Below are 12419 nucleotides of genomic sequence, written 5' to 3' on the forward strand. Positions count from 1 at the left end.
CAGCACCTACTTTTAATGCTCGGCTTGATGAGCAATCAAGACCAAGGCACATCGCAGCTAAGGAACGCCATGCGTGTAATGATTCTGGAAAATGACTCTTGGAGTGCAGACCTACTCAAACAGATCGTGTTGAGTATCCGTCCTGGCATCCAGGTCGATTGGTTCACCCGTGTCCAGAATGCGATTGAGGCCTGGCAGCTTGCCCCCTACCAATTGGTCTTGACCGAATGGAATCTATCCGATGCCACCGGCATCAATCTGCTGAAAAGTATCCGCCAGGAGGATCGCAGCACGCCTGTGGTCATCGTCACCGGCCATGCAGAACGGGCTAGTATCATGGCGGTTCGCACTCTGGGAGTTAGCGCCTTCATCACCAAGCCGTTTCAAGTGCCGCGTGTAATCGAGTACCTTGCGAAGTTGATTCCACAACCTGACGCAGCCCCCAGCAGCCCGCTCTTGGGGGAGGATTTGATCGCGTATCTTGCCGGGAAAGATGTCGGTGAACTCGACATGCCGTTGATCGGCAATGTGCGGGAGCAGTTGTTGAGCTGTCTCAAAGGAGAGGAGCAAGATCTGCGTGAACTCGCTGAGTCTTGGCGACATGACCCAGCCCTATGCGCCAAATTGATTGCCGTCGCCAACAGTAGTGCCTATAACAATGGTGGCAGGCCATGCCTCAACCACATAGAGGCTCTAAGCAAACTTGGCGTACAAACTTGCCTCAATTTAGCCACAGGGATGGCGTTGCGCCAGCACACCGAACAGGCAAGTCCTCTGCTTCAGCTGAAAATCCAAAGTCAGTTGGACGAAATCGAACACCTCAGTGATCGAACGATAGCCTTATCGAGGCAGTGCCGCATTGATCCAGCCCCTCTGCACACCGCAGCGCTGCTCCATCGGATGGGCGAGCTATGTGTGCTCCACCTCGCTCAGATCTGGGAAAATAGCGGCCACATCATTGACGACGACCAGCTCATGCAGGCCATTGCCAAGTTCAGCGGCCCCTTCGCCATTAACCTGAAAGCCCATTGGGGCTTGCCCATGCCTCTGCGCGAATTGATCGGGGCAGTTTATGTATTGCCACCAGCCCAGGTACGACGCGAGCAGGTGGTGATGCGCCTGGCAGCTGCAGAAGTCCAAGGAGAAGAGCTCGTGACGATCGAACGGCTGAAGAGAATGGCGGGGTTGGCTTAGCCCAATGTCCCTGGGAGTCCTTGCTCGTGACCGACCTCTCGATGCGGCCTGATCATCATCCGCCTCGGCGCCTTTCTTGCGCTCCTCTTAGCCAACATGGGTAAGCTAGATTCGTACAGATCTAGCCGAACCTTCAGGATGGCGAGCGTTGCCATGTTTTCTAAGGAAGCCTGACAGATTCACGCGATGAATACGCCAACGCCCCCAGGGCTGTAGTCCAATGCAACACCGCCAGTGGAATACTCATGCCGACAGCCGCTTGCACCCAAGCCTTCATGGGGCATGCCGAGGCACGACAAAAAATCAGGATACTTTCGTCACAAGCGATTGATCTATAAAGGCTTCCGTGTAAACAACTTTAGTTTTCACTGAAGTGATAGGCGCAGACCTCGCCCCATCCTCACCCGCCTGTCGCGTGTCCTCTGGAATTTTCAATTCCACCCCGCCCCCATGCTAATGTGCATCAACGAAAAAAATGATATCACTGAGCCATCAAGCACAAAGGTGATCGATCTCTAGCAAATAGTAGCTATCTATATATGGATATCATCTATTAATGATTAAACTTATTCCTGCTAATGAGCTTTGCCTCGGCATGTATGTTCATGATTTCAGCGATTCAGGAATGGATCCGACCTTTTGGAAAGGCCGATTCCTGATCCAGACTTCATATGATCTGAAACGTATCAAGGACTCGACTGTTCATGAGGTGTGGATCGATGTCGGCAAAGGCATAGATGCCGTGTCCGGGCGACTTGAGGCGCCACATCTTTCGACAGTAGGTGGTACTGCGCCACGAGGCTTGACGACGTTAGCGGCTGAGTTGCCTCAAGCACAAAAGCTCTGTGCGGAGGCCAAAATGGCCGTGGTCGCGATGTTCCGCAAGGCGCGCATGGGCCAGCCGTTAAAACTGGCCCGTGTTGCCGAACTGGTTTCGGAGTTCTCCGATTCAGTGTTACGCCACCCCAGAGCACTAATCAGCCTGGCTCGCCTGAAAACCGCAAACGACTACACGTACATGCACTCAGTGGCGGTCAGCTCGCTCATGATCGCCCTCGCTCACGAATTGAATCTGAGTCAAGATTTAGTACTTGAGGCAGGCATCGCAGGGCTGTTGCACGACATCGGAAAAATCGCGATCCCAGAAACAATCCTTGATAAACCTGGGAAACTCACCGATGAAGAGTTTGAAATTATACGCAAGCATCCTAAAGCGGCAATCAACATACTGACCGACAATGAGTACATAAGTGATTTAGTGCTTGATGTATGCCTGCACCATCACGAAAAGTACGATGGCAGTGGCTACCCACATCGACTTGCCAGCGAGCAAATTAGCCTATTTTCGCGCATGGGAGCGGTGTGCGATGTGTTCGATGCGCTGACATCGGCACGCCCCTACAAACCAGGTTGGGATCCCGCCGAGGCTATCCATCAGATGGCGACGTGGCAAGGCCACTTCGATACTGAAATATTGCACGCTTTTATTAGAACAATCGGCATCTACCCGGTGGGTGCTCTGGTTCGACTGGAGAGTGGGCTGCTGGGCGTAGTGATTGAGCAGCATGAAAAATCGCTGTTGACACCACAGGTCAAGGTATTTTTCTCAACACATTCAAATCTACCCGTTCCACATGAAATCATTGACCTCGCCAAATTAGTAGGGCGTGAAAAAATCACTAGCCGAGAGAGTCCAGCGAAGTGGGGCTTTAGTCAGCTCGATTTACTCTGGAGGGGTTTACCGACCACCGTGGACTGTCGCGCATCGACATGATGCAGAAGCACCACTCTGCTAAGATCTCGCCATGTTCTCTGCCCAGAAGGGAGAACATAAGAACCCCGGCAGGGCCAACCTCCGGGGTTTTGCTTTTCTCACCCATGCAATGCCCTAACTGCAATTCTGCGCTTCGACCAGCACCTAATTGAAACCGGCTGAATCTTCCATCTGTGGTGCATGGCCTTTGCCTGCAAACTCGATCAGCTTTACCGGCGCGCATGTTCATCGGCTCGGTGGCGAGCCAGTTGGAATCGATGCGGATCATCGCAACAGGTCTCGAAGACAGGTCGCGCAGGCAGCAGCGTTTTCGGTCGGCCAGCTCACTTTGACGGTGCCGCATGAGCGTTGGATTTCGAGGCAGATCATGGCTGGGGGTGATATCCGATCATGACGCCGACGGAGATAATGTCATCGGAATGAGGCAGGTTGCAGGACGACACTTTTCTGCGATCGCAGCCGAATCCACTTATGGACGAGGTTCGTGTTGAGCCAGTGGCTCAGTGCGACGTTGGCAATCGAAGCGCCGGGCCGTCAACATGACGCTCGCAGCGCTGATAACACCAGAATGATTTCTTCATGACAGGCAGCTAACGGTTGAATCCACAGCCAAAAGCGGCCGATCGTGGCGAGCAGCATACGACCGGCAGCCTGTTACAAGAGCCTTGGAACATGGTCACTGGCAAGCTCGCGAAGTGACCACGATCTCATGGGTGATTTACCGATTAAGGAGGAATGCGAAGCTCCGATGAGGCTTAGGCGGCCTTGAAGCAGTACGCAGCCAGCTTGTTACCGTCCAGATCTCGGGCATAGGCGGCATACGCATTAGGTGCCCAGCCTCGTGGCCCGGGTGTGCCTTCGTCGGTGCCACCGCAGGCCAGAGCTGCCGCGTGGAAGGCATCGATTGCGGCGCGACTCGGTGCTTCAAAGCTGACAGTGACACCGTTACCGACGCTGGCAGGAGCGCCGTTTGCCGGTTTCAGCACGAAGAAGGACGGGGCGTTCTCACCCCAGATCGATCCATTTTCATCCAGATCAGCGATGCGTTTCTGGCCGAGTGCGCCGAGTACATTGTCGTAAAAACTACGGGCCTTTTGCAGATCGTTGGTACCGACGGTGACATGAGTGAAGATGCTCATATTGATTCTCTCTTTGATAATACGGGGGGTGGGCATTGCAGTTCGACCGAGCGCTGCTCGATTGACGATGCACGCCGGGGCGGTTCTATCAGCGTTCGAAATGGATAACGGTGCGAATGCTCTTGCCTTCATGCATCAACTCGAAGGCTTTGTTGATGTCTTCAAGCCCCATGGTGTGGGTGATGAAGGTGCTTAGCGGGATTACGCCGGCCTGAGCCTTCTCGACATAAGTGGGCAATTCACTGCGACCTTTGACGCCGCCGAAAGCGGAGCCGCGCCAGACGCGACCGGTCACCAGCTGGAACGGTCGAGTACTGATTTCCTGGCCCGCGCCGGCGACACCGATGATCACCGACTCGCCCCACCCCTTGTGACAACACTCCAGGGCCGCGCGCATGAGGTTGACGTTGCCAATGCATTCGAAGGAGTAGTCGACACCGCCCTCGGTCATCTCGACGATCACGTCCTGGATCGGTCTGTCGTAATCCTTCGGGTTGATGAAGTCAGTAGCGCCCAGTTGCCTGGCGATCTCGAACTTGGCGGGATTGATATCGATCGCGATGATTCGACCGGCCTTGGCCATGGTGGCGCCGATAATAGCCGCCAGGCCGATGCCGCCCAGACCGAAGATCGCCACGCTGGCGCCCTCCTCGACTTTGGCGGTGTTGAGCACCGCGCCAATGCCCGTCGTCACACCGCAACCGAGCAGGCAAACCTGCTCCAGCGGCGCCTCTTTGGGAATTTTGGCCAGCGAGATTTCCGGCAGCACCGTGTACTCGGAAAAGGTCGAGGTGCCCATGTAGTGAAACAGGGGCTGGCCGTTGTAGGAGAAGCGGCTGGTGCCGTCTGGCATCAGGCCTTTGCCCTGGGTCGCACGAATTTTCTGGCAGAGGTTGGTCTTCCCGGATTTGCAGAATTTGCAGTCGCCACATTCCGGGGTGTAGAGCGGGATCACATGATCGCCGACCGTCAGTGACGTCACCCCCTCACCAACCGCCTCGACAATACCGCCACCTTCGTGGCCAAGAATGACAGGGAAAATCCCTTCAGGATCGGCTCCAGACAAGGTAAACGCATCAGTATGGCAGACACCTGTCGCAACGATGCGTACCAGCACCTCGCCGGCTTGCGGTGGCGCTACATCGATTTCGACAATTTGCAGAGGCTGGTTCGCCGCGAAAGCGACGGCCGCTCGTGATTTGATCATGGTCATGATTCCCGGAGGCAAAGAGAAGCCTCCACTTTGTAGAAACGGTAAAGAGGTTGTGTTCAGAGGGGCGTTACAGAGGGCGGGCGTCCTTGCCCTGGAGGCCGATTAGAGCGATGCCTCGATCTTTTTTGCTGCGCCTTCATCGACCCAGGCGTGCCAGACTTCCGGGTGTTCCTTGAGGAACATCCTGGCCAGCTTCGGCGACTCGATGCGTTCCCTGGTCATTCTCGCCAGGTTCTGATTCAACAGATCGATGGGAATGTTGACCTTTTCAAGTACCGCGACCAGTTCGGGAGCCTGTTCATGAAACGCCTTGGAGAGCCCGACCATGGTGATGACGTCTTTGTTGGCTCCGGTCTTTTCCTCCAGTCTTATCGCATCGATCTGCCCCATCAGCGGCGTCGGTGACCAGTAGTAGAACAGTACCGGCTCACCGCGTTTGTAACTGGACAGGACAGCCGCATCCAATGCCGCACCGGTGCCTGGACGGAAGTTCGTGAAGGTGTTTTCAAGACCGTACTCTTTGAGCATCTCGGTATTGTCCTGCTCACAAATCCAGCCAGCAGGACAGTTGTAGAAGCGGCCTTTGGACGGCTCCTCCGGGTCTTTGAAAACGCCCGGGTACTTGCTCAGGTCGGCGACTGTCTTGAGGTCGGGTGCTTGTGCCGGTCTATTGCGTTTTGCGTCCCCCTCCACGACATAGCGCGGCACATACCAGCCTTGAGTCGCACCGACGATCGGAGCGCCAACCCCGACGACCTTCCCGGCTGCCGCAGCCTTCTTCCAGACTTCGCTGCGCTCCATCCACTCCTCGCCAAACACTTGAATGTCGTTGCCGGCCAGCGCGGTCTCAAGAATGATGGTGTTACCCACCAACTGATCCGTTGCACAGCCGTAGCCTTCCTTGAGCACGATCATCATGATGTCGGTTAGGAGCATCCCGCTCTCCCAGTTCAACCCGGCAAATTTCACCGGTTTGCCCGATTCACACCATCCCGAAGCCTGGCTTGAAGCACTACCAACGAGCAAGCCGAGGGTGAGTAACGAGGCCAGCAAACTCTTCCTGTTTTTCATGATCAGACGCTCCGAATCGTTATTATTGGGGGCAGCGAACTGTTGTGTGCGACACAGGAACAAACGAGCCCATCTGATTCAGCATGGACTGGTACGCGCGCAAACACGTGAGGCAAAGGCGTGAATCAATTGCTTTTATTGTTATCGGCGAAACTTAAACCAATGGATCAACGGAGGTACGCCCGTAGAACAATTGGCGGGCATAGGCACTGAATTCGACATTGGGCTGATCCACGTACGCGAACACCGCGTTGAGCCTCAACCTGTCCCCTTCCACCGGCGTGACCCGGTGCAATGAATAGCGGCCACGGAACAATGTCAGGGTGCCGGGCACTTGAGGTAAAACCTCTATCTGCTGTGTTTTCGGGTTATCGAGGAATTGCCTGACCGCGTCATAACAGTCGTCGTTTTCATTGCGCAGCATGCGCACGTACTCAAAATCCCCGCCAACGCTCGCCGCCTGAAGGGACAGCGTGACGCTGAAGTCGGAACGATCAAAGTGCCACCCCAACTCCTGTCCTGCCGTGAAGCCCTGCAAGTTAAGGGCGGCCAGTGGATCGGCATGACGATAGAGCGTACCCAGATCCAGAACATCTTTGATGAAAGCAAGGACTTCGTCCGATCCGTAGATCTGCCGGATCAAATGGTCGGCAGGAATATCGGCATAAGCAACGGTGTCTTTTGCAGTATTCATCAACCGCCGGAGCGGATGTTCCGGATCAACGCTTTCGTCCTGAGGTTTGAAATAAACCGTGTGGTTTTCCCGAAAATGAAACATGCGCGAGTGCAGTGCAAGTGTCTGTTGCGCCATCGCGACAACCGATGGATCACGAACAAAACCCGGAAAGATCGCAACGCCCTCTTGTCCCAGCAACGACTGACTGTGAGTGACCAGTGCGAGATAAGCGGGACTGGTGCGATCGGTAATGGGGTAACGCTCGAGATCAATGATATCGCCCAGGGTGAGCGCTGGTGTGAAAGGCAGGGTAGTCATTATTGTTGGTCTCCGGTGGCTCTGCTGGATTCAGATTGCATCGCCACCAAAAACAAGTCACGCTCATAATTTTACGCAATTCTGTGAATTATTTTCAGGTTATAGCCATGAGACTCACGCTGGATCACCTTGTGATGTTGCAAACCCTGTCGGAAGTCGATTCGATTACGGCGGTGGCCGAGCGTCTATGGCTGACCCCCTCAGCGGTCAGTCACCGCATACGCGAAGCGGAGCGGCGGCTAGGTGTGAGCCTGACGGAAAGATCAGGAGGAAAGCTCAGACTCAGCCCTGCTGGTGTGCGCCTGGAACGTGCGGCCAAAGACATCATCGCGATACTCAATGAAGCCGAGTCTGAAGCCAGATCCATGGCCGGCGGCGTCACAGCGTTTGTCCGTATGGGTGTCACCTCCTACGGCCCGTTTCGCTGGATTCCAAAATTCATCAAGCACTACTCAAGTCTTCGGCCCGACATCGAAATCACACTGGTGACCGTGCCCCGTAACGACGTTTACGCGAGCCTGATGCAAGGAAGGCTTGATGTGTCCATTATCGATGACGGCATGGTGCCTAGCGGTGTCGCCAAGCTGCCGCTTTTTCGGGACGACTTGATTGCGATCATGGCAACCGATCATCCCCTTGCGGGGAGGAAGAATATTTACGCGGAAGACTTCAAGACTTACAACCTGGTGACATATTCAACTGATCGCGCAAGTGGCTGGGAATATGACCGTTTCTTCGCCCCCGCCAGCATCTTGCCGCGTCGCATGATCACGGTGGAGTTGATTGAAGCCATTGTCGAACTGGTACGCTCAGGCTACGGAATCAGCATATTGCAACGGGATTTGGTAACCCCCAGCCTTGAGCGTGGGGAGCTTGCTTGGGCAGCCCTGAACGACGGCTTGGACATCGCTTGGAACGCTATTATTCGCCCCTCGGAACGGGAAGACAGTGAGGTCAATAAAATGGTTACCGTACTTGATACCTGGATTAAAAATGCAGGAAAACCTGCACACAGCTAATCCTTGGCCAATGCGTGAAAATGGTTTCTTTGGGTCGATGACAGTCTTTCGCAACAGGCAACTATCGGCCGATTCTGTTGGAAAAGTCGGATTTTCAGATCGCCTTAATCCGCTGCGGGCGATGGGAAGCCTGCGGGACTTTGAACGAAAAAAAGGGAAGCTGAACTCCCCCTTCTGCCAATGGGCCGAGAATGGTGACGCTCATGAGTGATGCCTTAACCTAAACTGTATATAAATACAGTTACCGTCGAAGCCTGTCTGCGGTCAATATCGAGCGAGAAAACTTGCGACCGATGGATTCGTTGAGAACAGAGTTAGAGGTTGGCCAGGCGATCATAAGTGCTGAGTCATGACCGCTTTTTTGTGGTTCTAACGTCGCCAGGTAATGCAGTCGCTTCTTCGCGTAAGCGACTAGCCGTGCGAGTTGAATTCCTGGCTAATGCGGTACGTAGTATCTGGGCTCAGACGAATATCGAGGGTTTCATCTCTCACCCAGTGACGCGGGCCGAATCAGCTGGCTGAAGCGAATATAAGCGGTTTCATCTCCCGACCCTGCTGGCCGTTCCGCCAAGCAAACACGGGCCTTTAACGAATATCGCGGGGTTGATCTCCCACCCCTGGCAAGGGCCGGATCGGCTGGCTGAAGCGAATATCGGCAGTTTCATCTCCCGCCCCCTGGCAAGGGCAAGATCGGCTCGCGGCAGCGAATATAAGCGGTTTCATCTCCCGGCCCCGCTAGCCGTTCCGTCAAGCAAACACGGGCCTTTGGCGAATATCGGTAGTTTGATCTCCCACCCCCTGGCGAGGGTCGGATCGATTCGCGGCAGCGAATATAAGCGGTTTCATCTCCCGGCTCCGCTGGCCGTTCCGCCAAGCAAACACGGGCCTTTGATGAACATCGGGGGGTTCATCTCCCACCCCATGTCACGGGCCGAATCGACTCGCGGCAGCGAATATCGGCGGTTTCATCTCCCGGCCCTGCTGGCCGTTCCTCCAAGCAAACATGGTAATGGTCGAAGTCGAGACCGTTACTTACGTCTTGTGCGATGTATGCCGTTGCGCCGCCTGCTTGGGTACTGGCGGGCATCAGTTCAGAACTCTACACACTGGGGTAATGGCACTCCCCATAACGGAGAGCGCTATGAACTGCACCTGTGAAGGTTGCTTCTTCAAAATTCCCTGACCTGGCGCAGCAATAGATAATTTGTTCACCGAGAGCACAATTTGCAGGTTGGCCATGAGTTCGTGAGGTTTGAGCCCTGACCGCTTTTCGCTGTGCCGTTGGCATTGCTGCAGTCGCTTCTCCGCGTCAGCGGCTAGGCCGTTCGGGTAGGGCTGAGTTCAATAAGAAAGGGGCTTTAGCAATATTCCAGTTAGCATCCGGCTATATAGTGTACGCGTGATAGCCTCCTCTCAGATGTCAACGTCACGAGAATCCATCTTGAGAACCACCAGGCTACCTAACGATTTCGATGCACTGATCAGCGCACCAAAATTTTCGGACGATCCTATCGGGCACCGGCAAAAGAAGAGGTGGCAACTGATCGCTAGCGACATTTACAAGAGTACGTCTATCGAGGCATTGCTCGAGGCAAGAGGCAGAGCTGATGGCTACATCCATGGCCTGGTGGATGCTGGGCACCTGTCCACAAGGGATACCGACCGGGATTATTTGATTCTCTGCATCGTTCAAAGGCGGCGCGAGTTTTTACAGAAATTGTTGAACGAGTTCGGCTACTGAGCCCCACCTCTAGTCTCTTGCATCAGCCAATAGCTGAGGGGAATCATAAGCTAGAGCCAGACAAATGAAGGGCTCCGAATTGCGGTTTCGGAGCTCTTTGACTGGAATACTCAGATGCGCTCGCCGGTGCGCAGAAACTTCAGAAAACTCCCCCGTCCAACATCTCGCATGAAGCTGCAGATAACGTAATCGCCATCTTGTGCTTCAAGCAGCCAGAAACGCCCTTCTTTCCGTACGATGTGAATTTTTCCTGTTCGAAGGATGGCGCCATCTGCTTTGCGGTATCCCTCGTGTTTCTCTGCGTGGTCAAAAGAAACGCCTGCGCACGTATCCTCAGCGATGAAAGCATCACTAATGAAAGCAGTAATCGGCACGCTGTATTTTCGATGGCTCGCTCGCACCAAGCGAACCAGTTGAAACTCACTGACATCTTTACCGTGCAGCTCTACTTCGATTGCATCAGGCATCCGGCCAAATCTCCAAAATGACTCAATATGTGTTTGCGGTGTTCACCGCTCACGCGGGCGACATCGAAAACGCGGCACCCACAGTGGCCTCTTTTCGTTGGCCTGGGCCCCATAGAAGGTAGACGGTGTTCTTGGTTTCAAACATGCAGTCGTAAATGAAAGACACTCCAAAATTACTGCGCACCCACATGCCTGGCTGAAAGCGCCCTCTGCTGTCCACGACTATCTCGTGAGCGAACAGCGTCATGGGAAGCAGACCGAGGTTCGTAAGCTTTTCGTTCTCAGCAGTCGTAACGATGAGGTCGATCAAAATCCACTGCCGAACGATGCAGAATGCTTTGCCTGGATACAGCTTTGATGCCAAGGAAGTCAAGCAATCCTGAGAGCCCTGCCAGCCGACCGATCCCTCCCCAGCTCCGTAGAGGAGCTGGGAGATTTCATCCAAGGTCACCATAGTATTATCTCAAGTTGGATTAGGTTGAGGAACGCTTGTATAGGTCTGCCCCGCCATGGTTACGAATTCGTAGATGGGTGGTTTTTTGTCAGAACTTTGCAATCTGATTTCGGCAAGCGGTTCCATTAGACGTTCATTTTGCCGGTTCATCCAAGGTGGGGAAATGAGGTATACCTTGGTAACAGCAAGAAATTCGGAATCTCCCAAACTGCATATGGTTTGAACCGATTCTGTGTCACTGACGAGGCGCACGTTTGGCCCGAAAACACCATCAAATAAACCTACCCCTTCCACTAAGAAAGTATATTGGTTATGACTAAGATTTACGGATTTCCATAACAGGAGATTTTCATCAGGCATTTTGAATCTGCCTTGCAGCTGACTCTCGTTTGTTCTGAACACAATACAGCTCCTGACTGACAATTTATTTCTTTAGCGCCCATCTGATTCAGATAGTAAGTATTAGATCACTTAAAAAACCAGTCTCTTCGAAGGGGTAGCCCCTTGGATTAGACGCACAGCGAATGCCTTCTATGGTTTTCTCATAACCGACGTGCGTATGCCCATGCAACCAGATGTCTATATTGCATCCTGTAAACTCCTTCCAGTCATTGACATAAGCTGCAGCCAAATGGCCCATCTCATACTTGATTCCAGGCGCACATTCCGGAAAAGGTGCGTGATGGGTTACAACAACCGTTTTACCTTGATACTTTGTTGACAATTGAGAGAGCAACCATTTTTTCGCAAATTGCGATTTTTGCTGGATGTCAGTCGGCATGATTCGGCGGTACTGAGTGCCGGTGCGAATCATTTTGTAGTCATTCATGGAGTCTTTGGCTTTTTTCATAGCTGCAGCGGTATCTCCAGTGGACGAAAAATCAGTCCAGCCAGTCGCACCAAGAAATCTTACGCCATCAATTATTACGTGCTCGTTTTCTAGAACGTGAAGATGAGGGAGAGCCTTCTCACGCATTTTTTGGATTGTGCTGTCAAGGTGGCCTTTGTAGAACTCATGATTACCAGCGATGTATATCACCGGGCATTGAAAGGCTCTGTTCGCCCAATCTACTCCTCTAAACAGTAGATCTATATCACCGGCCAGTACGACGACATCTGCATCATGAGCAACTGGCAAAAATTTATGGAATTCGATATGGAGATCAGACAGCAAGTGAATTCTCAAAATTTCCACCCCTAAAAAACCTATCTGCCCTGTCAATTTATGACTAATGTTTGTCACTCCCCATCCCACACCATGGAGTGGAAAAACGCCAATCAGAAAACTGCGTCACAAGCATCGCGAGTGTGGTGAATGACTTACCCGCTGCCGCCATCTTACGAGAGGAAAAA

At 53.4% G+C, this 12419-nt stretch carries 12 protein-coding genes and 1 pseudogene; 4 read left to right on the forward strand and 9 right to left on the reverse strand.

All coding sequences use genetic code 11. The annotated features are described in order from the left end of the window. The first annotated feature begins 69 nt into the window (after positions 1-69). The gene (locus AC3IX1_RS14645) at positions 70-1194 is read left to right on the forward strand and encodes an HDOD domain-containing protein (protein WP_489384688.1); all 1125 of its coding nucleotides are present in this window, start codon (positions 70-72) and stop codon (positions 1192-1194) included. Positions 1195-1750: 556 nt separating this feature from the next. Continuing rightward, positions 1751-2968 (forward strand): cyclic di-GMP phosphodiesterase, encoded by a 1218-nt coding sequence (locus AC3IX1_RS14650; protein WP_489384689.1) that lies wholly within the window; start codon positions 1751-1753, stop codon positions 2966-2968. 755 nt (positions 2969-3723) lie between these two features. On the opposite strand, the gene AC3IX1_RS14655 is transcribed toward AC3IX1_RS14650, so the two are convergent. From AC3IX1_RS14655 to AC3IX1_RS14670, 4 genes are all read right to left on the reverse strand, one after another. Continuing rightward, entirely contained in the window at positions 3724-4107 is a 384-nt protein-coding gene (locus AC3IX1_RS14655) for a VOC family protein (RefSeq protein WP_489384690.1), read from the reverse strand. An 88-nt stretch (positions 4108-4195) separates the two neighbouring features. Next, the gene (locus AC3IX1_RS14660; protein WP_489384691.1) at positions 4196-5314 is read right to left on the reverse strand and encodes an S-(hydroxymethyl)glutathione dehydrogenase/class III alcohol dehydrogenase; all 1119 of its coding nucleotides are present in this window, start codon (positions 5312-5314) and stop codon (positions 4196-4198) included. 108 nt (positions 5315-5422) lie between these two features. Next, a complete protein-coding gene (locus AC3IX1_RS14665) occupies positions 5423-6391 on the reverse strand; it encodes an ABC transporter substrate-binding protein (protein ID WP_489384692.1) in 969 nt (322 codons plus the stop codon). 154 nt (positions 6392-6545) lie between these two features. Continuing rightward, on the reverse strand, positions 6546-7385 hold the full coding sequence (locus AC3IX1_RS14670) for a HalD/BesD family halogenase (protein WP_489384693.1): 840 nt from the start codon (positions 7383-7385) through the stop codon (positions 6546-6548). Positions 7386-7492: 107 nt separating this feature from the next. Between AC3IX1_RS14670 and AC3IX1_RS14675 the strand changes: the two genes are divergently transcribed. Then, the gene (locus AC3IX1_RS14675; protein WP_489384694.1) at positions 7493-8404 is read left to right on the forward strand and encodes a LysR family transcriptional regulator; all 912 of its coding nucleotides are present in this window, start codon (positions 7493-7495) and stop codon (positions 8402-8404) included. A gap of 107 nt (positions 8405-8511) precedes the next feature. On the opposite strand, the pseudogene AC3IX1_RS14680 reads toward AC3IX1_RS14675, so the two are convergent. Then, positions 8512-8609 (reverse strand): annotated as a pseudogene (locus AC3IX1_RS14680) (peptidase S24); the annotation flags it as partial. 1236 nt (positions 8610-9845) lie between these two features. On the opposite strand from AC3IX1_RS14680, the gene AC3IX1_RS14685 reads away from it, so the two are divergent. Further along, entirely contained in the window at positions 9846-10145 is a 300-nt protein-coding gene (locus AC3IX1_RS14685) for a hypothetical protein (RefSeq protein WP_489384695.1), read from the forward strand. A 110-nt stretch (positions 10146-10255) separates the two neighbouring features. Here AC3IX1_RS14685 and AC3IX1_RS14690 read toward each other — a convergent pair whose 3' ends face one another. The 4 genes from AC3IX1_RS14690 to AC3IX1_RS14705 form a co-directional block, all read right to left on the reverse strand. Further along, a complete protein-coding gene (locus tag AC3IX1_RS14690) occupies positions 10256-10612 on the reverse strand; it encodes a hypothetical protein (RefSeq protein ID WP_489384696.1) in 357 nt (118 codons plus the stop codon). Between the two features lie 49 nt (positions 10613-10661). Then, the gene (locus AC3IX1_RS14695; protein WP_489384697.1) at positions 10662-11066 is read right to left on the reverse strand and encodes a DUF6957 family protein; all 405 of its coding nucleotides are present in this window, start codon (positions 11064-11066) and stop codon (positions 10662-10664) included. Positions 11067-11075: 9 nt separating this feature from the next. Then, positions 11076-11426, reverse strand: coding sequence for a hypothetical protein (locus AC3IX1_RS14700; protein WP_489384698.1), 351 nt, complete (start codon positions 11424-11426; stop codon positions 11076-11078). An 88-nt stretch (positions 11427-11514) separates the two neighbouring features. Further along, on the reverse strand, positions 11515-12309 hold the full coding sequence (locus AC3IX1_RS14705) for a metallophosphoesterase (protein ID WP_489384699.1): 795 nt from the start codon (positions 12307-12309) through the stop codon (positions 11515-11517). Positions 12310-12419 lie beyond the last annotated feature (110 nt).

The organism is Pseudomonas sp. KH_046_2 (assembly GCF_057838985.1).

Excerpts from the sequence above, each read along its gene's own strand:
- AC3IX1_RS14660 (WP_489384691.1), bottom strand. The coding sequence starts at position 5,314 with ATGATCAAATCACGAGCGGCCGTCGCTTTCGCGGCGAACCAGCCTCTG.
- AC3IX1_RS14665 (WP_489384692.1), bottom strand. The coding sequence starts at position 6,391 with ATGAAAAACAGGAAGAGTTTGCTGGCCTCGTTACTCACCCTCGGCTTG.
- AC3IX1_RS14690 (WP_489384696.1), bottom strand. The coding sequence starts at position 10,612 with ATGCCTGATGCAATCGAAGTAGAGCTGCACGGTAAAGATGTCAGTGAG.
- AC3IX1_RS14655 (WP_489384690.1), bottom strand. The coding sequence starts at position 4,107 with ATGAGCATCTTCACTCATGTCACCGTCGGTACCAACGATCTGCAAAAG.
- AC3IX1_RS14700 (WP_489384698.1), bottom strand. The coding sequence starts at position 11,426 with ATGCCTGATGAAAATCTCCTGTTATGGAAATCCGTAAATCTTAGTCAT.
- AC3IX1_RS14670 (WP_489384693.1), bottom strand. The coding sequence starts at position 7,385 with ATGACTACCCTGCCTTTCACACCAGCGCTCACCCTGGGCGATATCATT.
- AC3IX1_RS14675 (WP_489384694.1), top strand. The coding sequence starts at position 7,493 with ATGAGACTCACGCTGGATCACCTTGTGATGTTGCAAACCCTGTCGGAA.
- AC3IX1_RS14645 (WP_489384688.1), top strand. The coding sequence starts at position 70 with ATGCGTGTAATGATTCTGGAAAATGACTCTTGGAGTGCAGACCTACTC.
- AC3IX1_RS14650 (WP_489384689.1), top strand. The coding sequence starts at position 1,751 with ATGATTAAACTTATTCCTGCTAATGAGCTTTGCCTCGGCATGTATGTT.
- AC3IX1_RS14695 (WP_489384697.1), bottom strand. The coding sequence starts at position 11,066 with ATGGTGACCTTGGATGAAATCTCCCAGCTCCTCTACGGAGCTGGGGAG.